Origin of the sequence: Polaribacter marinus (assembly GCF_022662535.1) — a bacterium.
Taxonomy (GTDB): domain Bacteria; phylum Bacteroidota; class Bacteroidia; order Flavobacteriales; family Flavobacteriaceae; genus Polaribacter; species Polaribacter marinus.
In genome coordinates this window covers 105,751-128,409 of the sequence record NZ_JAKQYM010000006.1, presented here as the reverse complement: position 1 = coordinate 128,409, position 22,659 = coordinate 105,751, and the positions used below count along the sequence as shown (strand labels likewise).

20 protein-coding genes are annotated in these 22,659 nt (G+C 30.1%); 11 read left to right on the top strand and 9 right to left on the bottom strand.

What is annotated here, in order from left to right:
- The first annotated feature begins 16 nt into the window (after nt 1-16).
- From MC378_RS09645 to MC378_RS09630, 4 genes are all read left to right on the top strand, one after another.
- Nucleotides 17-1,282, top strand: a complete 1,266-nt coding sequence (locus MC378_RS09645; protein WP_242178554.1) for a D-alanyl-D-alanine carboxypeptidase/D-alanyl-D-alanine-endopeptidase — start codon at nt 17-19, stop codon at nt 1,280-1,282.
- Between the two features lie 44 nt (nt 1,283-1,326).
- A complete protein-coding gene (locus tag MC378_RS09640) occupies nt 1,327-1,761 on the top strand; it encodes a hypothetical protein (protein WP_242178553.1) in 435 nt (144 codons plus the stop codon).
- Between the two features lie 79 nt (nt 1,762-1,840).
- The gene (locus MC378_RS09635; RefSeq protein WP_242178552.1) at nt 1,841-2,230 is read left to right on the top strand and encodes a RidA family protein; all 390 of its coding nucleotides are present in this window, start codon (nt 1,841-1,843) and stop codon (nt 2,228-2,230) included.
- A 155-nt stretch (nt 2,231-2,385) separates the two neighbouring features.
- Nucleotides 2,386-3,105, top strand: a complete 720-nt coding sequence (locus MC378_RS09630; RefSeq protein WP_242178551.1) for a 3-ketoacyl-ACP reductase — start codon at nt 2,386-2,388, stop codon at nt 3,103-3,105.
- A gap of 37 nt (nt 3,106-3,142) precedes the next feature.
- Here the strand turns inward: MC378_RS09630 and mutS are convergent, their stop codons facing one another.
- Entirely contained in the window at nt 3,143-5,716 is a 2,574-nt protein-coding gene (gene mutS, locus MC378_RS09625) for a DNA mismatch repair protein MutS (RefSeq protein ID WP_420851008.1), read from the bottom strand.
- A gap of 159 nt (nt 5,717-5,875) precedes the next feature.
- Between mutS and MC378_RS09620 the strand changes: the two genes are divergently transcribed.
- The 4 genes from MC378_RS09620 to MC378_RS09610 all read left to right on the top strand — a co-directional run bounded on the left by MC378_RS09620 (nt 5,876) and on the right by MC378_RS09610 (nt 9,265).
- Nucleotides 5,876-6,403 (top strand): RNA methyltransferase, encoded by a 528-nt coding sequence (locus tag MC378_RS09620; protein WP_242178549.1) that lies wholly within the window; start codon nt 5,876-5,878, stop codon nt 6,401-6,403.
- Between the two features lie 63 nt (nt 6,404-6,466).
- Complete coding sequence (locus MC378_RS15390; RefSeq protein ID WP_274704120.1) at nt 6,467-6,598, top strand: hypothetical protein; 132 nt, start codon at nt 6,467-6,469, stop codon at nt 6,596-6,598.
- A 41-nt stretch (nt 6,599-6,639) separates the two neighbouring features.
- Entirely contained in the window at nt 6,640-8,598 is a 1,959-nt protein-coding gene (locus MC378_RS09615) for a tetratricopeptide repeat-containing sensor histidine kinase (protein ID WP_242178548.1), read from the top strand.
- A complete protein-coding gene (locus MC378_RS09610) occupies nt 8,588-9,265 on the top strand; it encodes a response regulator transcription factor (protein ID WP_242178547.1) in 678 nt (225 codons plus the stop codon). The genes MC378_RS09615 and MC378_RS09610 overlap by 11 nt, the downstream gene beginning before the upstream one ends.
- A gap of 234 nt (nt 9,266-9,499) precedes the next feature.
- Here the strand turns inward: MC378_RS09610 and mgtE are convergent, their stop codons facing one another.
- From mgtE to MC378_RS09590, 4 genes are read right to left on the bottom strand one after another with little or no spacing between them, the layout of a single operon-like run.
- On the bottom strand, nt 9,500-10,852 hold the full coding sequence (gene mgtE / locus MC378_RS09605) for a magnesium transporter (protein ID WP_242178546.1): 1,353 nt from the start codon (nt 10,850-10,852) through the stop codon (nt 9,500-9,502).
- Nucleotides 10,842-11,645, bottom strand: a complete 804-nt coding sequence (rsmA, locus tag MC378_RS09600; RefSeq protein ID WP_242178545.1) for a 16S rRNA (adenine(1518)-N(6)/adenine(1519)-N(6))-dimethyltransferase RsmA — start codon at nt 11,643-11,645, stop codon at nt 10,842-10,844. Before rsmA ends, mgtE begins: the two co-directional genes overlap by 11 nt.
- Nucleotides 11,646-11,648: 3 nt before the next feature.
- The gene (locus tag MC378_RS09595; protein WP_242178544.1) at nt 11,649-11,978 is read right to left on the bottom strand and encodes a DUF4286 family protein; all 330 of its coding nucleotides are present in this window, start codon (nt 11,976-11,978) and stop codon (nt 11,649-11,651) included.
- Nucleotides 11,979-11,993: 15 nt separating this feature from the next.
- The gene (locus MC378_RS09590) at nt 11,994-13,754 is read right to left on the bottom strand and encodes a tetratricopeptide repeat protein (protein WP_242178543.1); all 1,761 of its coding nucleotides are present in this window, start codon (nt 13,752-13,754) and stop codon (nt 11,994-11,996) included.
- 189 nt (nt 13,755-13,943) lie between these two features.
- Between MC378_RS09590 and MC378_RS09585 the strand changes: the two genes are divergently transcribed.
- Nucleotides 13,944-14,087 (top strand): hypothetical protein, encoded by a 144-nt coding sequence (locus tag MC378_RS09585; protein ID WP_242178542.1) that lies wholly within the window; start codon nt 13,944-13,946, stop codon nt 14,085-14,087.
- Between the two features lie 34 nt (nt 14,088-14,121).
- On the opposite strand, the gene serS is transcribed toward MC378_RS09585, so the two are convergent.
- Both serS and MC378_RS09575 read right to left on the bottom strand, forming a co-directional pair.
- Nucleotides 14,122-15,396 (bottom strand): serine--tRNA ligase, encoded by a 1,275-nt coding sequence (gene serS / locus MC378_RS09580; RefSeq protein ID WP_242178541.1) that lies wholly within the window; start codon nt 15,394-15,396, stop codon nt 14,122-14,124.
- Nucleotides 15,397-15,454: 58 nt separating this feature from the next.
- The gene (locus MC378_RS09575; protein ID WP_242178540.1) at nt 15,455-16,387 is read right to left on the bottom strand and encodes a bifunctional riboflavin kinase/FAD synthetase; all 933 of its coding nucleotides are present in this window, start codon (nt 16,385-16,387) and stop codon (nt 15,455-15,457) included.
- A gap of 184 nt (nt 16,388-16,571) precedes the next feature.
- On the opposite strand from MC378_RS09575, the gene MC378_RS09570 reads away from it, so the two are divergent.
- Together MC378_RS09570 and MC378_RS09565 are read left to right on the top strand one after the other, a co-directional pair.
- Complete coding sequence (locus tag MC378_RS09570) at nt 16,572-19,343, top strand: TonB-dependent receptor (RefSeq protein WP_242178539.1); 2,772 nt, start codon at nt 16,572-16,574, stop codon at nt 19,341-19,343.
- An 18-nt stretch (nt 19,344-19,361) separates the two neighbouring features.
- A complete protein-coding gene (locus MC378_RS09565) occupies nt 19,362-20,846 on the top strand; it encodes an SGNH/GDSL hydrolase family protein (RefSeq protein WP_242178538.1) in 1,485 nt (494 codons plus the stop codon).
- Nucleotides 20,847-20,900: 54 nt separating this feature from the next.
- Here the strand turns inward: MC378_RS09565 and MC378_RS09560 are convergent, their stop codons facing one another.
- Both MC378_RS09560 and MC378_RS09555 read right to left on the bottom strand, forming a co-directional pair.
- Nucleotides 20,901-21,323: a hypothetical protein gene (locus tag MC378_RS09560; RefSeq protein WP_242178537.1), complete on the bottom strand. Its 423-nt coding sequence runs from the start codon at nt 21,321-21,323 to the stop codon at nt 20,901-20,903.
- Between the two features lie 35 nt (nt 21,324-21,358).
- On the bottom strand, nt 21,359-22,573 hold the full coding sequence (locus tag MC378_RS09555; RefSeq protein ID WP_242178536.1) for an aminotransferase class V-fold PLP-dependent enzyme: 1,215 nt from the start codon (nt 22,571-22,573) through the stop codon (nt 21,359-21,361).
- Nucleotides 22,574-22,659: the final 86 nt, after the last annotated feature.

The window sequence follows — 22,659 nt, the reverse complement described above, 5'->3', positions numbered from 1 at the left end:
TTAAGAATAAATTATTATGTTAAAAAAAATCCTAGTAAGTTTATTGGTTGTTTTATTTTTTAGTCAATGTAAATCCACAAAAATTTCTAGAACTATTACCAAAAAGATACAATCAGATTTTTTTGAAAATCAATTTACAGGGATATATATATATGATGTAGAGGCAGATAAAGTACTATATAATTTAAATGGAGAAAAATATTTTACTCCTGCAAGCAACACTAAAATAGCAACACTTTTTACCGGTTTAGAATTATTACCAGACTCAATTCCTGCGTTTAAATATGCAATAAACCAAGATACAATTATCATTAAAGGAACAGGTGATCCAACATTATTTCATCCTTATTTTAAAGACAGTACAGCTTTTAAAAAGATAAAAAATTTTAAGAAAGTAAATTTAATAATAGATAATATTTTAGATAAAAGATATGGACCAGGTTGGGCTTGGGAAGATTTTGATAGTTATTTTAGCGCCGAGAGAAGTGCTTTTCCTATGTATGGAAATGTAGTTACTGTTAGCCGTCAAGATTCTTTAAAAGTGTTTCCAAAAGTGTATAAAAAATCTTTAAATATTACAGATGGTTTTTATGGAAGAGATGAATATAGCAACACGTTTTATTATGGAGAAAATAGAACAAAAGAAACAGAGATTCCAATGATTATGAGTGATTCTTTAATTATTAATCTTTGGGATAATATTGTACCAAATAAAGTTTCTATAATTAATCAAGCAGAGATCAACCCTTCTACAATTGCTTATAGCATTCCGAAAGATTCTTTGTTTAAAAGAATGATGGAAGTAAGTGATAACTTTTTAGCAGAACAAATTTTAATTTTAGCTTCTTCTACATTGTCTGATACGCTAAGTTCTTCAAATGTTAGAAAATATATTTTAGAGAATCAATTAAAAGATTTAAAGCAAAAACCACGTTGGGTAGATGGGTCTGGCTTAAGTAGATATAATTTATTTTCGCCTATTTCTTTTGTTGATATTTTAACGAAAATGTATAAAAAAATTCCTGAAGAAAGATTGTTTCAATTTTTTCCTGTTGGAGGAAAATCAGGGACATTAAAAAATTGGTTTTCTGGAATAGACAAACCTTATATTCATGCAAAATCAGGAACACTAGGAAATAATTATAATTTAAGTGGATACTTAGTGACCAACTCTGGAAAAGTTTTGATTTTTAGTTATATGAATAATCATTATCTGCATTCAAATAGTGCTGTTAAAAAGAAAATGCAAACTACTTTTGAGTGGTTAAGAGATAATTATTAAATGATATCGCTGTTATTAATCAATACATTAATTTCTTCAAATATATGAGAAAAGTATCCCTATTAAGCTATGGTTTTTTTCTTTTTATAATTTTACAAAGTTGTTCTAAAGAATATCCCAAAGACTTTAAAAAAGGGGTTTTTAAAACAAACACTTCATCAAATACTATAAAATATTTATATAGAAACTTTGATTATCAATATATGTATTCGCAAACGAATCTTAGCGGAAATAAATTATCTAAGATTACTTGGAAAACTTCAGGATATGAGATCGAAACTATAAATAAAACAAGCAAATTTGATTCTTTGATGCAAACAGTTATTCTTGATAAATACGAAGGAGATAGCTCGTTTACAGAAACCATATTTACTGATAAAATTGATTTAAAATTTACAACAACTTGGGTTAAGACTCGTAAATATCCTGATTTAACATGGGATGAAATTTTGATGAAAAATGGAATTAAACTTAAATAAAATATCTTCCCTTTTGTAATTGTAAAAGAATAAGAAATAGTATAATAATATAGTCGTTATAAATTTATTAGTATAAGTTATGGAAAGAAAATTAATAAGTTCTGGGTCATCTTTTGAAAAGGAAATTGGATATTCTAGGGCTGTTGTTCAGGGAAATTGGATTTTTGTTTCTGGAACCACTGGCTTTGAGTATAAAAAAATGGAAATTTCTGACGATATTGTTTCTCAAACAGAGCAGTGTTTAAGTAATATAGAGCTCATACTAAAACAAGCAAATGCTTCAATGGAAGATATTGTTAGGGTGACATATATTTTACCAAATGCTTCGGATTTTGAAAAATGTTGGCCAACATTAAAAAAACAATTTAGAAATATTAGACCTGCTGCAACAATGTTTTCTGCAGGGTTAGCAGATCCTAGAATGAAGATTGAAATACAAGTTACTGCAATAAAAAACAGGAATAAATAAAAAACATACCAATTCATAATTTATTATTATGGGGTTAAAGTAAGTGCTCCTTCTTAAGTTCAAAACCTGTTAAAAAGTAGCAGGAAGTTTGATCTAAAAGCAATACATTTGACATTATAAATAACCACTTATAAATAAGCAATCTTAAATCAAATATGAGCACGTTAAAAAATAAAAAAGCAATAATTACTGGTGGAGGTAGAGGATTAGGAAAGGCAACTGCGATTGCATTTGCAAAAGAAGGAATTGATATTGCTATAACAGGTAGAAATGAAGTTGTTTTAAAAGAAACGGTTGCTGAGTTAGAAACATATGGAATTAAGGCAATTTACGCTGTGTTTGATGTAAGTGTTTATGAAGGTGTAAAAAAAGGAATTAAAAGTATTGTAAATACCCTAGGATCTGTAGATATTTTAGTGAATAATGCAGGTATTGCAGCTTTTGGAAGTTTTAACGATATGCCAGTTGACCAATGGAGTCAAATTATACAAACGAATGTAATGGGTATGTATTATGTTACTAAAGAAGTTTTACCTTATTTAATTGATAAAAATGAAGGTGATATTATTAATGTTTCTTCGACAGCTGGTTTAAGTGGTAACGCAACGACTTCTGCTTATTCTGCTTCTAAATTTGCCGTAATTGGTATGTCTGAATCTTTAATGAAAGAAGTCCGTAAAAATAATATTAGAGTTTGTACGTTAACTCCAAGTACAATTGCATCAGATATGTCTATAGAATTAGGTATTGCAAGCAAAGATTCTGAAGATAGTGTTTTACAACCAGAAGATTTTGCAGAGTTAATTGTGGCAGGATTAAAATTACCAAGAAGAGCGATGCTTAAAAGTGCTGCTTTATGGTCTACAAATCCATAATTAAATATTAAAAAAACAGTTAAAACCTATCAACTAGTTATTTTTTAATCAACATTCGTTTAATTTCATTCAACTTCATTAACGCCTCAATAGGTGTTAACGTATCAATATTAGTGGCTAAAATTTCTTCTTTAATGTTTTCTAATAACGGATCATCTAACTGAAAAAAGCTAAGTTGCATTTCTTCATTCTGTTCTTGTTTTAAAACGTCTTTAACATCCCCGTTTTTGTTGTTTTTTTCTAGTTTAGCCAAAATTTTATTCGCTCTATGGATTACCATATTTGGCATTCCTGCAAGTTTGGCAACATGAATACCAAAACTATGATCCGAACCACCAGAAACCAATTTACGTAAGAAAATAATGGTATTTTCTAATTCTTTTACAGACACATTAAAGTTTTTAATGCGTTCAAAGGTGGTAGTCATTTCATTCAACTCATGATAATGCGTTGCAAACAACGTTTTTGCTTTGGTTGGATGCTCGTGTAAGAACTCAGAAATGGCCCATGCAATCGAAATTCCGTCATAAGTAGAAGTTCCCCTACCAATTTCATCTAACAAAATTAAACTACGCTCAGAAACGTTATTTAAGATGGAAGCTGTTTCGTTCATTTCTACCATAAAAGTAGATTCGCCCATAGAAATATTATCACTTGCTCCAACTCTGGTAAAAATCTTATCTACAATACCAATTTTAGCATTTTGAGCCGGAACGTAACTCCCCATTTGTGCTAATAAAACAATCAGTGCAGTTTGACGTAAAATTGCCGATTTACCAGACATATTGGGTCCGGTAATCATGATGATTTGTTGCTGATTTCTGTTCAACACCACATCGTTTGCAATATAGGTTTGGTCTATGGGTAACTGTTTTTCAATAACCGGATGACGACCATTTTTTATTTCTAAATCTGTGCTTTCATCCATTTGTGGACGCACATAATTGTTATCAATCGCTAAAACCGAAAAAGCGAGTAAACAGTCAATTTTTGCAATAACCTGAGCATTTTCTTGTACAATTTGTACAAATTGAATGATATATTGTAATAATTTAGTAAAAATTTCTTGTTCTAATTTGGCGATTTTCTCTTCAGCTCCTAAAATTTTAGTTTCGTATTCTTTTAGTTCTTCGGTAATATAACGCTCTGCATTTACCAAGGTTTGTTTACGAATCCATTCTTCCGGAACTTTGTCTTTATGAGAATTCCGAACTTCAATATAATAACCAAAAACATTATTGAATGAAATTTTTAAACTATTAATTCCTGTGCGTTCTGTTTCGCGTTGCAACATGTTATCTAAATACTCTTTTCCAGAGTTAGAAATGGCACGTAAATCATCTAATTCTTGATGAACTCCTGTTGCAATGGCATTTCCTTTATTGATGTTTACCGGAGCATCATCAAATAAGGTTTCGTTAATTTTTTCAATTAAATCTTGGCAAGTATGTAATTGAGTTCCGAGTTGTTTTACCGCTTTATTTTTACTGTTTTCTGCGGATGTTTTAATTGGTAAAATCGCTTTTAAAGAATCTTTTAATAAGACAATTTCTCTTGGAGAAGCTTTACCTGTTGCTACTTTAGAAATTAACCTCTCTAAATCGGATATTTGTTTTAATTGATAGGTTACCGTCTGAGAAAATTCATCAGAGTCTATAAAAAATTTGACCAATTCATGACGGTTTTTAATTTCGTCAATATTTTTTAAAGGAAGCGCCAACCAACGTTTTAACAATCTTCCTCCCATGGGCGATATTGTTTTATCAATCACATTTAAAAGGGTAACAGCATTGATAGAATTCGGATTGTACAACTCTAAATTTCGAACCGTAAAACGATCCATCCAAACATAATTATCTTCTGCAATTCTGCTGATATGTTGAATGTGTTTTAGCTGATTGTGTTGCGTTTCGGACAAATAATACATTACTGCACCGGCAGCAATAATTCCGTTTTTAACATCTTCAATTCCAAAACCTTTTAAGCTTTTTACTTCAAAATGATTTTGTAAAGTTTCGTTGGCATATTCCTTTTGAAAAACCCAATCGTCTAAATAAAATGTATAATAACGGTTTTCGTAAAGCTCTAAAAATTGTTGTTTGTGTTGTTTTTGAACCAAGACTTCACTCGGACTAAAATTCTGCAACAATTTATCGATGTATTCTGCATTTCCTTGAGCTACTAAATATTCACCAGTAGAAACATCAAGAAAAGAAATTCCGAGTTGTTTTTTATCGAAATGAACTGCCGCTAAAAAGTTATTTGTTTTGGTTTGTAAAACTTCGTCGTTTAAAGAAACTCCAGGAGTAACCAATTCTGTAACACCACGTTTTACAATGGTTTTGGTCATTTTTGGATCTTCTAACTGATCACAAATGGCAACACGCATTCCTGCTTTTACTAACTTTGGTAAATACGTATTTAAAGAATGATGTGGAAAACCAGCCAAAGCAGTTTCGGTTTCACTTCCGGCCCCACGTTTTGTTAAGGTAATCCCTAATACACCAGCCGCTTTTTTAGCGTCTTCTCCAAAAGTTTCATAGAAATCTCCTACTCTAAAAAGCAACATGGCATCAGGATATTTATTCTTGATAGCATTGTATTGTTTCATTAAAGGAGTTACCTTTTTAGCTTTTGATTTTGCCAAGTTTTTGGAAATTTTCAGTTAGTTTTGCGAAGATAGAAAAAAGTCTTTAGCCTTTAGCTCTTAGCCAATAGTTTTCATACAAACTAACTAAAAGCCAAATGCAAAAAGCCAAAAGCTTCAAGTATGAGAAAATTAAAAAATAACGAGTTAGGTAGAATTACAGTTGATGAATTTAAAACTATTGAGAAGACTCCCTTAATTGTAGTTTTAGACAACATTAGAAGTTTAAATAATATTGGTTCTGTTTTTAGAACTTCTGACGCTTTTTTGATTGAAAAAATCTACTTATGTGGTATTTGTGCTACTCCGCCAAACAAAGATATTCATAAAACTGCTTTAGGAGCAACAGAATCTGTAGCATGGGAATATGTAGAAGACACTTTGACTTTAGTTGAAAAATTAAAGACTGAAGGTGTAAAAGTGCTGGCAATTGAACAAGCTGAAAACAGCACAAAATTAAATACTTTTTATCCTAGAAAAGACGAAAAGTATGCCATTGTAATGGGTAACGAAGTAAAAGGAGTGCAACAAGAAGTGGTAAGCGCCTCTGATTTATGTATCGAAATTCCGCAATTAGGAACTAAACATTCTCTAAACATTTCTGTAACTACAGGAGTGGTTTTGTGGGATTTATTTCAAAAACTACAATAAAACAGTTGATTTTTAAATCTAAAAATTTACTTTTAACAAGACTAATTTTAAATACATAAAAAAATGAATTTACAAGAAAACAACTTAGAAGAAAGAAGCATTAATTTTTTGCCAGGAGGAGGAACGGTAACAGAAGGAGAAGATACTGGAGGAACTGGTGAAGGTGAAGGAGGCGAAGGCGTAGAGAAAGACTAATGTTTCATATTTTTTTATTCTAAACTGTTTTTGTTTTTAATATGTATAAAAAAACGACATTATTTATTTATTTTATTTTATTTAGCACTTTCGTTTTTTCTCAAGAAAATAAAGACGTAAAAGATTCAATTTCTTTTTATTTAAAATCTTTTAAAGAAAATAAAGATTTAAATTTATTAAAAAAAGCGGTATTAATTGCTGAACCAACAAATTTAGATTCATTAAAAAGAGAGCTTAATATAAAATATGGTATCTATGGATATCTTAAAAAAGATACAACTAGTTTATTTATCAGTCAACAAAACTTATTAAAACTATATTTAGAATCAAAAGATTCTTTTGCATTAGCAAAACATTACCATTACAAAGCATTAATTTTTAGGCTTAAATTTATAAAGGATAGTAGTTTTTATTACTATCATAAATCAAAAAAAATATCTATAAATTTAAAAGATTCTCTTGAAGTTGCAAGAAGGTTACTCTCTATGGCAAGAGATCAAGAAATGCAAAGAGATTATTTAGGGAGTGAAATTAGTTCTGTAGAGGCATTAAAATATATAGAACCTCTAAACGAAATTAGGTATACGGCCAATATATATAATAATTTAGGATTGGTGTTAACGCAGACAAAGAGGTTTGCAGAAGCAAGAGAAAATTTTTTAATTTTTAAAAAATTAAACGATAAAAAACCGACAGAAAAAGAAAGAAAAAAAGCAAATATTGATTATTTTATCAATGTAGGTTTATCATATGCAGATGAAGGCAAACATAAAAAAGCTGTTGAGTATTATAAACAAGGCTTATCTATTAAAGGTATAGAAACAGAGTATCCCAGAAGATATCACACCCTTACAGACAACTTAGCTTATAGTAATTTTAAATTAGGAAATAAAACCCTTGCTTTAAATGGGTATAAAAAAGCATTACTATCTAGAGAAAAGTACAAGAACTTATACGGACAAAGTATTTCACATTCATTATTGTCTAATTTTTATATTTTTTATAATGATAAACAAAAAGCACTGTTTCACGCCAAAAAAGGGTTACAGATTTCTTTAAAAATACACAATAGTAGAAGAATTTTAGAAAACTTAAAATATTTATCTCAATTAACTAAAGGAGAAAAGGGAAAACAATATTTAATGGATTATATTCAGCTTAGTGATAGTATAACAAAAAGAGAAAGAAATTTAAAAAATCAGTTTGCTAAAATTAGGTATGAAACAGAAAAAAAAGACAAAGAAAATAATAGTTTAAAAGAAGAAAATAATAAAAAACAACTGCTTTTAGAAAGCGAAAAGCAACAAAAAATAATAGGTTGGTTAATTGCTGGAGTTAGTATTTTATTTATAGGATTTGGAATTAGTATTGTTTCTAATAGAAGAAAAAAATTGCTTTTTGAAGCCAAGTTACAACAAGTTGAAGTTAGAGAAAATGAACGTCAGCAAATAGCAAAATCTTTACATGATGAGGTTGCAGGAGATATAAGGATGTTACATCTAAAACTATCCAAAGCAAATCAACTTGATGAAGCAGAAAAGTTAAATGTTATTAAAGAAAATGTTAGAACTTTATCACATCAATTAAGTAGTGAAAGTTTTGAAATGGTTTCTTTTAAAGATCAAATAATTAATTTAATTTCAGATTACTTTGATGTCAATTTTAAAATTAAAGTAGAAGGAATTGATAATGTTAATTGGCTCGAAGTAAATAATGCTATTAAAAGAACCTTATTCTTATCAATAAGAGAAAGTATTCAAAACACTAAAAAACATGCAGAAGCTGATCAAATAAATATAACATTTAGCGAAACCAAGAAAGCAATTTTTTTAGTTATTTTCGACAATGGAAAGGGATTTGATGTTGAGGGAAAGAAAAATGGAATAGGTTTAAAAAATTTAAGAGAAAGAATAGTGGAAATTAACGGAGTTTTTTCTTTGGAAAGTAAATTAGAAATAGGAACAACTATAAAAATTGAAACCCCTAAAAATGGCAACTAAAATAAGAATTTTAATTGTTGATGACCATCAATTAGTTATACAAGGAATTTTATGTTCTTTAAAAGAAGTGGGCGATTTTGATGTAGTTACAACCAATAATTGTGATGATGCTTTTCAGTTGATTAAATCTCATCAAAAAAACAATCCTTTTCAATTATTATTTACAGATTTAAGTTTTGATAACTCTACTAAAGATACCAATTTAGATGGAGGAGAAGAATTAATAAAAGCAATTAAAAATAATGAATTTAATATCAAAATTGGTGTAATTACTGGACATACAGAAACCAATAGGGTGTATAATGTAATTAGCAATTTAAATCCTAATGCTTATTTATTAAAAAGTAAATGCGATGTTACAGAAATAGGTTTTGCAGTTCAAAAAATGTTAGCAAATGATTATTATTACACGCATGAGATTCATCAAAAAATAATGCGTAGAAACATCATTCAAATACAAATGGATAACGTAGCTATTCAAATCTTAAAAGAGCTTCCAAATCATCCTAAAATTAGTAATTTAGAAGGAGTTATTACGAAGAATGATGGTTCTATTTTAAAACTTCGTTCTATTGAAACTAAATTAGCAAACCTAAGAGTAGATTTAAACGCAAATAACAATACAGATTTAATTTTAAAAGCAAAAGAACTCGGAATTATAGATTAATATTTCTTTTGCGGAAATCCGCATTTTGAGTTGCGGTTTTTGTCGTAATAAAAGTGAAAAGGCAAAGTACATTTGTAGAGTACTATTTAACCAAATACTACAGGGGAGAATTGTTTAGACAAACTCAAAAAAGAAAAAGAAACTAACCTTTCAGGAAACTGAAAGGTTTTTTATGTTATAAGAAATATAGTTTAGAAGATATATCGTCTTTAGTTCGTTTTAAGCTAAAAAAGCCTAAAATCCTAAAACTAGTTTTGCAATACTAAAGTATATTAAAATTCCTAAAATATCATTACTTGTAGTAATAAATGGACCTGTTGCTAATGCAGGATCTATTCCTTTTTTTTCTAAAATGATAGGAATAAATGTTCCGATAATTGAGGCGATAATGATTACAGAAATCAAAGATGTTGCTACAGTAATCCCTAAGTTTAAATTGAAACCTAAAAATAACATTCCTGCAGACATTAATAAAGTTGCTAGCACAAAACCATTTAATAAACCTTGTAAAATTTCTTTTAACAACCTTTTAAATAGTGAGCCTTTTAAGCTATCGTTTGCTAAACCCTGTACAATAATTGCAGAAGATTGTACGCCTACATTTCCTGCCATTGCAGCAATTAAAGGAGTAAAGAAAAATAGTTCTGGAAAATTTTTCATGGCACCATCAAAACTTCCTAATACAGAAACGGAAATAAAGCCACCAAAAAGGGCTAAAATTAACCAAGGTAAGCGGGCTTTTGTAAGTTCCCAAATAGTATCATCTGCTTCTACATCTTGAGAAAAACCTGCTGCCATTTGATAATCTTTGTCGGCCTCATCTCTAATAACATCTACAATATCATCAATGGTAATTCTTCCTAATAAAACACCATTATCATCTACTACAGGTATGGCTTCTAAATCATACTTTGCCATAATTTTAGCAACAGCTTCATCATCTTCATGTACGTTTACGGCATCTACTTTTGTTTTACAGATATCTGCAATTTTTTGATCGGATTTTGCTATAATGAGATCTTTTAAAGACATTCTACCCACAAGTTTGTCTTCTTTATCTACAACATAAATAGAATGAACTCGGGTTACATCTTTGGCTTGCCCCCTAATTCTACGCATACAACCAGCAACGGTCCAAGTTTCGTAAACTTTAACTAATTCTTTTGCCATTAATGCTCCGGCAGAATCATCATCATAAGATAATAATTCTTTAATATCTGCTGCGTGTTCATCATCTTCAAGTGCAGAAATTACACGTTGTTGACGTTCTTCGGAAAGCTCTCCAATAATATCAGCAGCATCATCCGTATCCATTTCCCTAACTTCATCTGCAATCTCTTTTGCAGATAAGTTTTTTAAAATTTCTTCACGAGTGTCTTCATCTAATTCGGTTAAAATTTCAGATGTTTTTTCGCTATCTAAAAGTTTTATGATATAGATTGAATCGTCAAAGTCTAGTTCGTCTAAAATTTCTGCAATATCTGCAAAGTGGACTTCTTCAAATAATTTTTTTATTTCAGAATCGTTGTTTTCATAAATTAAACCAACTAATTTTTCTAAAAATTCATCAGTGATTTCATATGTCATTTGATGCTATTTTTTGCGTAAGTGAAATAAACTCTTGAACGGACAATTGTTCTGGTCGTTTCGCAAAGATAGGCTCTTCTTTTAAAGAATCCGAAAGTTTAAAGGATTTTAAACTAGAACGCAACATTTTACGTCTTTGATTAAAAGCTGTTTTGACAACTCTAAAGAATAATTTTTCATCAACAGGAAGAGAGTAATCATCTTTTCTAATCAACCTAATTACGCCAGAATCTACTTTTGGCGGTGGGTTAAAAACTGTAGGAGGAACAGTAAATAAATATTCAACATCAAAAAAGGCTTGTGTTAAAACAGACAAGATTCCGTAAACTTTAGAGCCTTCTTTTTCTGCAATTCTTTTAGCAACTTCTTTTTGAAACATTCCTGCAAATTCGGGAACAAATTCTCTGTTTTCTATTGCTTTAAATACAATTTGAGTAGAAATGTTATAAGGAAAATTACCAATGATTGCTACTTGTTTTTTGTTAAAAATGTCTTGAATATTTTTCTTTAAAAAATCACCTTCAAGAATTTCAAATTTTTCTTTTGTGGTATCTAGTTTTATATGTTCTAAAGGAAACGTTTCATGTAAATAAGCTACGGATTCTCTGTCTAATTCCATGACAGTTACTTTTGCTTTTTTTTGTAATAAATATTTGGTTAAAACACCCATTCCTGGACCAATTTCTAACACATCATTATAACCTTTTCCTGTTAAAGCATCTGCAATATTTTTTGCAATACTTTCATCTGTTAAAAAATGTTGACCTAAATGTTTTTTTGCTTTAACGCTCATAATTTAATTACTTGCTACTGTTGGAAAAAATTCATTTACAATTTTTAATTCGGTTCTAAATGCTACCATTTTATCGGCAAACTTTTTAAACCCATCACTTTGTAATTTTGCTGCTTCAAATTGATAATAATCGTCTAAATCTTCTCTACTGTTTGCTGTATATTGTACCGAATATGTTTTTCCTCCCATTTCTTCATCAACCAAAACTTGGGTAAGTTTTGCGGATAAAAACTTTCCTGTGTTTAATACATCAACAATATGAGTTTCCATCCAACTTAGCCATTCTAAATGAACTGTTTCATCAATATTTATAGTTACGTTGTATATGTACATGTTTTCTTTAATTTATTAGATATTATCTCCGCGTAATTTTCTGTATTGTTTTCTAGCTTCTACTAGATAAATACTAGAAGCGTGTTCAAAAATAATCTTTTGATAATATTCTGATGCTTTTTCGGGGTTATTTAATTTATGATTATATAACTCTGCCATTTGATAATATACATCATCGGTTAAGAAACCTTGATTATCTGCAGCAATAATTTTAGCAAAACTTAAAACTGCATCCTCGTATTTTTTTTGTTTGATAAATAATTTTGCTTGAAAAAGCAATACATCATCATAAATTGCTTCACCAGGAACCAAGCCATTGGCAAAAACTTCTTTAGTTGTAAATAATTGATCTAATTCTGCTAAAGCCTCATCATCTTTATTTTGATATGATAATAATTCTGCTTTTGCTAATTGTTTTAAACCAGAAGGAATAGAGTCTAAAGGTTCATTATCTGTGATTTTTAAAAATAAATCTACAGCATCATTTGCAATAAGCTGTGTTGTAGAGCTTTTTAACACTTTTAGTTGTGCTTTTGCCCAAGTAAAATCTCCTTTAAAATAACTTGTTTGTGCTACTTTAAAACGTGCTTGTTGCGCCAATTCATGATTTTTAAGTTGTGTTTGAATTTGAGAAAAATAGATCAATGCCTTATTATATTTCCCTGTAAAAACTAAAATATCTCCTAATTTTAACTTAATTCTTGCTTTGTCAAATTTGGAATGCGAAAAGGTTAATGCTTCTTCTAAAACTTCTTTAGCTTTTTGGGGTTTGTTTTGATGAAAAGTTAAAAAATCGGCATATTCTACCTGTAATTTAATTGTTGCTGTGTTTTTACCAAATTGGGTAAACAAAGTTTGAAAGAACTTTTCTGTTTCTGGGTTTTTGGTAGCAACAGCAATTTTAGCTAAGTATAAATTTGCATCAATTTTTTCTTCTTTTAAGAATGATTTTTGGTTGATAAAATCAAAGCATTCTTTTGCCGCGCTAAAATCGTTATTGTTAAAAGCGTTTTTTCCTAAACTAAAAATCGCAGATAAATCTGTTGAGTTTCTTTGATAAAGAGCTTTTTCTTGTATTAATGCTTTTTTATAATCCTTTTGTTGGGCAAAGAGCCAACTTAACAAACCGTTCCAAATATTTTTAGGATTACTTACAGATTTTTTTAAAAGTGTTTTTCTAAATAAAATATTGGTTTCACTTTCAGAATCATCTGTGATGTAAGTACTCGTATATCTTTGAACTAGATTAAAATAATTTTCATTTTTATCTACCAAATCTATGTATGCTTCAAACATTTTCTTGAAGTCTCCTTTTTCTCCATAAATTTGAGCTATTTGAAAACTATAATTGGCATTTTTATTTTTTATCATTGCCTTTTCATAAGCAATAATTGCATTATCTAATAAGTTGTAGTTTTTAAAAATTCTTCCAATAAGTCCACCATATGCTGCATTCTTATCTAAAGAATTTAAAGCCAAATTATAATTAATTTTAGCTTTTTCTTTTAGTTGTTGACGTTCGTAATTATAGCCTAAATAAACAAACAAATATGTTTGAGAGGCATTTGCTCTTATACGTGTATTTAATAATTTTTCTACTTCTAAAAACTTATCTGTTTCTTGGTAGCAAGAAATTAACCTTTCTAAATATGTGGTGTTAAAAGGGCTTTTGTCATATAGTTTTTTGTAAATCTGAGTAGCTTTTTCATAGGCTCCTTCTCGGTAATAATTTTCTGCAATGAGATAATCATTTTGAGTTTTATTATTTATTTGCAAGGTGTTTTGAGCAATGCAAACACCGCTAATAGACAGAAAAAAAAAGAAAATAAATACTCTCATATAATCTCAAAGATAATCAACAAAAATGTTAAATTTTTATTAAACCCATCTATTTTGTAAAGTTCTACTGTAACGTTTTGGCATAAAATTTGTCTTTACTTTAAAATAACTAAACAAAAACAGATTATGAAAGACCTAACAGCACAATACGAAATAGCAAAACAAAACTCTATTGAGTTTATGAAAAAAGGACAAATAGGAGCTTATTTAAACGCTTTATTAGAAATGAATAAATATAAAAGATTAATGGTTGCTATAGTAGCAAACTAAAGTTTAGTTTGCTACTACTAACACAGCTTTTTTATTAATTTATTATATCAAAACCACAATAAGGAACCAGAGCATCTGGTATTTTAATTCCATCTGCTGTTTGATAATTTTCTAAAATCCCAGCTAAAACACGAGGCAAAGCCAAAGAGCTTCCATTTAAGGTGTGTGCAAATTCACTTTTTCCTTCTTTATTTTTAAAACGTAGTTTTAATCTATTTGCTTGGAAAGTTTCAAAATTTGATGCAGAACTAATTTCTAACCATCTGTCTTGTGCTGTTGAAAACAATTCAAAATCGAATGTTAAAGCAGAGGTAAACCCTGTGTCACCACCACATAAACGTAATATTCTGTAAGGTAATTTTAACTCTCTTAAGATATCTTTAATATGTTCTACCATTCCGTTTAAAGCTTGGTAAGAATTATCAGGGTGTTCTATTCGTACAATTTCTACTTTATCAAATTGATGTAATCTATTTAAACCACGAACGTGCGCTCCGTAACTTCCTGCTTCACGTCTAAAACAAGGTGTATATCCTGTAACTGTTATAGGAAAATCTGATTCTTGAATTAAATTTCCACGAAACATATTGGTAATTGGTACTTCTGCTGTTGGTATTAAATATAAATCATCTTCACCTACATGATACATTTGTCCTTCTTTATCAGGTAATTGCCCTGTAGCAGTGGCAGAAACTTCATTTACTAAATGTGGAACTTGTACCTCTGTATAACCTGCTTTAATATTTTTATCTAAAAAGTAATTAATTAATGCACGTTGTAATCTTGCTCCTTTCCCTTTGTAAACAGGAAATCCAGCACCGGTAATTTTGGTTCCTAATTCAAAATCTATGATGTCGTATTTTTTTGCTAACTCCCAATGTGGCAATGCATTTTCTCCTAAATCAGGAATAATACCTTCGCTAAAAATTTTTTCATTGTCTTCTTCAGAGGTTCCTGCTTTTACAGAGGCATGAGGAATATTAGGAATTTGATATAATAAGTTTTGTAACTCATCAGCAAAACTATTTAAACTTTCTGCAAGTTCTTTCGATTTTTCTTTAAGTTGACTTGTCTTTTCTTTTAAAATAGTAGCTTTTTGTGTTTCGCCAGATTTAAAAAGACCCCCTATTTCTTTGGATAATTTATTAGATTCGGCTAAAACGTCATCTAGAGAAACTTGTGTTGCTCTTCTGTTTTCATCGGCCGTTAAAACTTGCTCAATAATGATTTCTGCGTTAGCAAAATTACGTTTTGCTAATCCGTCTAAAACGGTTTGTTTGTTTTCTCTAATAAATTGTACTTGTAACATTTTAAAAAAATTTAAGAAGGCAAAGATACAGTAAGCTTAAGACTTTAGCAATGTAGAATTAGAGATTGTTTTTAATATAATTTCTTGTGGTTTTTTCGTCTTTTTTAAGTTGAAGAATTAAAGAATCTAAAGTGTCAAATTTTTCTTCGTCACGTAAAAAATAAAGTAATTCTACAGTTAATTTTTGATTGTATAAATCTTGATTAAAATCAAAAAAATGAACTTCTATTGTTTGGTGATTTCCGTTTACAGTTGGTCTGTTTCCAATGTTCATCATTCCAAAAACAATTTTGTTTTTTATGATCGACTTTACAACGTAGACTCCTGTTTTTGGAATTAGTTTATAGGTTTCTTTTACATCAATATTTGCCGTTGGAAATCCAATTTTACCACCTAAATGTTTTCCGTTTATAACAACGCCAGTTAACATAAAATTATAACCTAAATAGTTGTTGGCAGTTTTTAGGTTTCCAGAAGCTAAAGCACGTCTGATTTTTGTAGAACTAACAGAAACATCATCGATATCTTGAGCAGGAATTTCTTCTACAGTAAAATTGTATAAATGACTGTATTCTGTTAATTGCTCTATATTTCCTTCTCTGTTCTTACCAAAATGATGGTCGTAGCCAATAATTAATTTTGAGATATTCAATTGATTTACCAAAACCTCCCTAACAAACTCTAAGGCAGTTTTTCGAGAAAACTCTTTACTAAAAGGGTGAATGATTAAATAATCTAAGCCCGTTTTTTTTAATAATTTTTCACGTTCATCAATAGTATTAATTAATTCTAAAGAAACATCTTTTTGTAACACCATTCTAGGATGAGGGAAAAAAGTTAACAAAACAGATTTTTTATTTGCTTTTTTGGCTTCTGCAACGAGTTTTTCAATAATTTTTTGATGCCCAAAATGCACGCCATCAAAAGTACCAATGGTAACAAATGTTTTTTCCTGAGTTGTAAAATTAGAAATATCTAAAAAAGTAATCAAAAAACTAAAATTTATGATAGTACAAATGTACAACAACTAATAATTAAAATTTCTTCTTTTTTTAGCAATTGCTATTCTATCAGTATTAGCCGCTTTTTTTACCGAAACAGTAAAATTTGTTAGGAAATATTTAATAATTCAAAAAAAATTGTATTTTGCGTGTAGTTAACAAATAATTCAAATTATGATAAAAAAGATTTTACTAGTTGTAGCTATTGCCTTTAGCAGTATTGCAATGGTAGCACAAACAACTGTTACTGGTACAGTTAAGGATGCTAAGTCAGGAGAGACTCTACCTGGAGCGAATATTAAAATTTCTAGAAAAGCTGTTGGGACAAATACCGATTTTGATGGAGTTTTTGTTTTAAAAACAGCAGATGCTCCGCCTTTTACTATAGAGGTATCTATGATTGGATATAAAACTGAAAAGATAGAAATTACAAAAAACAATCAAAAAGTTGAAATTAGTTTAACAGAAAATGAAACTTCTTTAGATGAGATTGTTGTTTCTGCTTCTAGAACTCCAGAACGTATTATGGAGTCTCCAGTAACTATTGAAAGAATGGATACTAGAGCAATAAAAAACACTTCTTCACCTTCTTTTTATGATGGTTTAGAAAACTTAAAAGGTGTAGATATTAACACGAATAGTTTAACGTTTAAATCTGTTAATACACGTGGTTTTGCAACTTTTTCAAACACTCGTTTTATGCAATTGGTAGACGGAATGGACAATTCATCACCAGCATTAAACTTTGCTTTAGGAAACTTATTAGGAATGTCTGAATTAGACATAAAAACAGTAGAATTACTTCCAGGAGCATCATCTGCACTTTATGGAGCAAATGCTTTTAATGGAATTATGTTTATGACAAGTAAAAATCCTTTTGATGATCAAGGAATCAGTCTTTCTGTAAAATCAGGAATTACGAGTCAAGAAGCTGCAGGAGATAATCAGTTTTATGATGTAAACTTAAGAATGGCATACGCTTTTTCTGATAAATTTGCTGCAAAAGCAACTTTGTCTTATTTAAAAGGGACAGAATGGTTTGCTACAGATTATAGAAATACAGCAAACGGAGTTTATACTTCTGGAACAAGAAGTGAAGTTCCTTTAGATACCGATGATAAAAATTATGATGGATTAAATATTTATGGTGATGAGGTTTCTACAAATGTTGGCGGAGCTGTAGGATCTGTAAGTAGAACAGGGTATAAAGAAGAAGATTTAATGCCGTATGAAGCGAAAAGTGTGAAATTTGGAGGTTCTTTAAATTATCGCCCTTTAGGGAATGATCGTATAGAAATTATATGGAATTCTAAATTTGGTATTGGTAGTACTATTTATCAAGGTACAAATAGATACAATATCAAAGACTTTTTTATGGAGCAACATAAATTAGAGGTAAAAGGAAAAAATTTCTTTGTTAGAGGATATTTAACAAGTGAAGACGCAGGGAATTCTTATGATTCTCGTTTTGCCGCTATTAACGTAAACAGACAATGGAAAAGTGACCTTGACTGGTTTACAGAATATGCAGGAGCTTATTTTATGACAGGTTCTCATGCTGAAGCAAGAAAATTTGCTGATACTGGTAGATTAATACCAGGTACACCAGAGTTTATTGCTGCTTTTGATAAAGTTACTGCTGATCCAGATTTGTCTACAGGAGCTAAGTTTCAAGATAACACAAAAATATATCATGCAGATGCGAATCTTAATTTACAAGACTATATAGATTGGGCAGAATTTCAAGTTGGTGGTTCTTATAGAGTATATTCATTAAATTCAAACGGAAGTATTTTTACAGATTATGATGGACCAATTGATTACAATGAATTTGGAGTTTACACCCAAATGCAAAAAAAGTTTTTAGAAGATGATCGTTTAAAATTAACGGCTTCTGTGAGATATGATAAAGCACAAAATTTTGATGGTAACTTTTCACCAAGAGTATCTTTTGCTTATGCAGGGGGAGAAAATAAAAATCAAAACTTTAGAGCTTCTTTTCAAACAGGTTTTAGAAACCCAACAACACAAGATCAATATATTGGTTTAAATGCAGGGAAAGCTTATTTAGTGGGTGCGGCTCCAGATAATTTAGATAGATATCAAACGCAACCAGATATTTTAAGTCCTTTTGGACAAAGCGTTCTTGGAGCAACTACAGCAACCGTTTATGGTAGAGCGGCTTATGAAAATGCGTTTTCAGCAAGTTCTGTTCAAAATGGAGCTCCAACAAAAACAAATGTTGCTTTAGTAAAACCAGAAAAGGTAACTGCTTATGAAGTTGGTTATAGAGGACTTGTAGAAGCAGGAGAACAAAGAATTACTATAGATTTAAGTGTTTATTACAACAGTTATGAAGATTTTATTTCTGGAAAGAATGTGATTACACCTTATTATGGAAACACAGATTTATCTGATACAGCTCCTATTGGTCCTGGAGGATCACCTATTCCATTAGCTTTAGCGGCTTTAAGTATGGGAGATTATACTGTTTTTCAAACATATACAAACTCTGCAGCTGATATTAGTTCTTATGGAGCAACAATTGGTTTAAATACTAAGGTTTTTAATGGATTTAGCTTAGGATTAAATTATACTTATGCTAAGTTTGATTTTGACCAAGCTTCAGATCCAGACTTCGAAGCAGGATTTAATACACCAGAACATAAAGTAAAAATACAATTTGGTAAAACAGATTTATTTGAAAACTTTGGTTTTAATATTAATGCAAGATGGCAAGACAAGTATAGATGGGAGTCTACTTTCTTAGATGCAGATATTGCTGCAAGAACAGTTTTAGATGCACAAATAAATTATAGAATTCCTAACTTGAAATCTGTAATTAAATTAGGAGGGGCAAACTTAACAGGTAGAGAATACTTAAGTGCTCCAGGTGTTGGTGCAATAGGTTCTCAATACTACCTTTCTTGGACAATTAATAACTAATAAAAAACAAGATATTTTATGAAAAATTATAAATATATAGGATTACTTTTATTATCAATTGGTTTTACGTCTTGTGACGTAAACAATGAATTAGATGAAATCCCTGTAGCCGAAGAAGCACAGGTTGCTTTAAATGTTAATGGTTTAGACTTTTCTAAATACGTTTCTATTGGAGCTTCTTTTACTGCTGGTTACACAGACGGAGCGTTATTTATTGCGGGGCAAGAGAACTCTTTCCCTAATATTTTAGCACAAAAATTTGGTACAGAATTTAAACAACCTTTAATGAATGATAATATTGGAGGATTAGTTTATGGTGGTGCAGTTGTTCAGCCTCCAAGATTTTACTTTAACGGTTCAGGACCTGAAAGATTAAATGCAGTTCCAACTACAGAAATGACAACAGTTCTTACGGGCCCATTTAATAATTTTGGAGCTCCGGGAGCAAAAAGTTTTCATTTAGGAGTTGCTGGTTATGGACAACTTAATCCTTATTTTGGTAGAATGGCTTCAAGCCCATCAGCAACAGTAATTGGTGATGTAATGGCGCAAAGTCCAACTTTTTTCACTTTATCAGAAATGGGAGGAAATGATGTTTTAGGATATGCACTTGCAGGAGGAGATGGCGTTGATAGAAGTCCAAACACTGCAGCAAACTTAAACCCTTCAAATTATGGGCCAAATGATATTACAAATCCTAATGTTTTTGCAAGTGTATTTAGTAATATGGTAACAACTTTAACTGCTAATGGTGCAAAAGGAGTTGTTGCAAATTTACCTTATATTACAAATTTAGCTAATTTTATAACAGTACCATATAATCCTGTTCCTTTAGATGCAGGAACAGCAAGTGCTCTTAATTCTGGCTATGCAACTTATAACGGAGGCTTGCTTTATGCAGCAGCTAATAATCTAATTGATGCTAATGAAGTAACAAAAAGAACGATTAACTTTACAGAAGGTCAAAATGCTGTTGTAATTGTAGATGAATATTTAACAGATTTAACGGGATATGGAATACCTTCTTATAGACAAGCAACAGAAGACGATTTATTAATATTAGCAAGTTCTGCTTTTATAGGAACTTTAGCAAATCCAAACGATCCAACAACTGTAAATGGTATTGGTGTTCCTTTAGCTGACAAATGGGTTCTTACACCAGAAGAACAATTAGCAATTAAAACGGCAACAGACTCATACAATACAACAATAGCGGCAGTTGCTGCTGCAAATCCTAATATAGTAATGGTAGATTTTAAAGGGCTTTTAGAAGAAGCTGCTACAGGAATTACTTTTGGAGAATATTCTATGACTACAAGTTTGGTTACTGGTGGTTTAATTAGTTTAGATGGTGTTCATTTAACATCAAGAGGTTATGCTTTAATGGCTAATAAAATTTTAGGAGCTATAGATGCAGAATTTGGTTCTAATTTTACAACTGCTACTGGTGGTTTAGCTAAAGCGGATGATTATCAAACAAACTATTCACCTTTGTTACGTTAATAATTAATATAAAATTTTATAAAAAAAAGGTTGAGAATTTTCTCAACCTTTTTTTTATTTTAAGTAAGTTCTTAAAAGACTTACTAAAGAAGTAAGTTCTTTAGGAGGATTGTCATGATCAAAACCAGAAGAGGTAAAAGTTTCATTTCCTTTTTTTATGATGATGATTGCAGTCATTGCTCCATCATAAATTCTTTTTTCAGATGGGGCTTTTAAACTTGCTATTTCAGAAAGATTTATTTCAGAAAGAGCTTCTTGTATAGAACTAAGTTGTTTTGTGCTTAAAACAACTGTTTTCTCTTCTCTAGTGGTTTTAAGATGCAGGTTGTTTTTAGAAAAATCAATAATTTCTGAATATCCTCTATTTTGTGCACTAAAATGAACTTCAAAATTTGGTGTAGCTACTTTTTTTGAAGATGAGCAGTTAGAAAAAAAGAGCACTAAGGAAAGCGATAATATTTTTGATAGTATTTTCATCTGTTTTGGTTTTGTAATTATATTTTATTCAAAATTTATGCCAGCATTTTTTTAGCTCGTTTTAAAGCTTCAATAAAAAGATCTATTTCTTCTTTTGTATTATAAAAGGAAAAAGAGGCTCTTACGGTTCCAGGTATTTTATAAAAATTCATGATTGGTTGTGCACAATGATGTCCGGTTCTTACAGCAATACCTAATTTATCTAAAATAGCACCAATATCATAAGGATGAATTTCATCAATATTAAAAGAAATTACCGATGTTTTTTCTTTGGTAGTTCCATAAATTTTTAACCCTTCGATTTTTAATAATTCTTGAGTTCCATATACCAAAAGTTCATTTTCGTATTTAGCAATAGCATTAAAACCAATGGTGTTTAGATAATCTATAGCAGTTCCAAAAGCAATTCCTCCACAAATATTTGGAGTTCCAGCTTCGAACTTATGAGGTAAACCAGCATAAGTTGTTTTTTCGAAAGTAACTGTTTCTATCATTTCTCCTCCACCTTGGTAAGGAGGTAGTTTTTCTAACCATTCTTGTTTTCCATATAACAATCCAACTCCTGTTGGGCCGCACAATTTATGAGCTGAAGCTACGTAAAAATCTACATCTAATTTTTGTACATCCGGCTTTATGTGAGGCGTTGCTTGTGCACCATCAATTAAAACAGCAGCGTTTACTTTATGTGCAGCATCAATAATTTCTTTAATAGGATTCACGGTTCCTAATGCGTTAGAAACATGATTGCAAAAAACCAATTTGGTGTTTTCATTTAATAAATGATGATATTCATTCATTTGTAAAGAACCATCTTCATTCATTGGGATTACCTTTAAGATAGCTCCTGTTTTTTCGCACAACATTTGCCACGGTACAATATTAGAATGATGCTCTAATGCAGAAACGATAATTTCATCACCTTTATTTAAAAACGAAGCAAAACCAGAAGCTACCATATTTATACTATCTGTAGTACCCGAAGTTAAAATAATTTCATATGCTTCTTTTGCATTAAAATGTTTTTGAATTTTAATTCGTGCTTCTTCATATTTATCTGTTGCTTCTTGACTTAAAGTATGTACACCTCTATGGATATTAGCATTGTAATTACTATAATAATCAACAATTGCATCTATTACAATTTGTGGAGTTTGAGAAGTAGCAGCATTATCAAAGTACACCAAAGGCTTTCCATGAATTGTTCTTTTTAGAATGGGAAAATCTTCTCGAATTTTATCAACATTAAACATAGAAAATTGTTTTAAGTTACAAAGATAAAGGATGTATTTTTAAACTTTTGTGAAACTGAATATGATTTTCTTATTTTTACAAGACT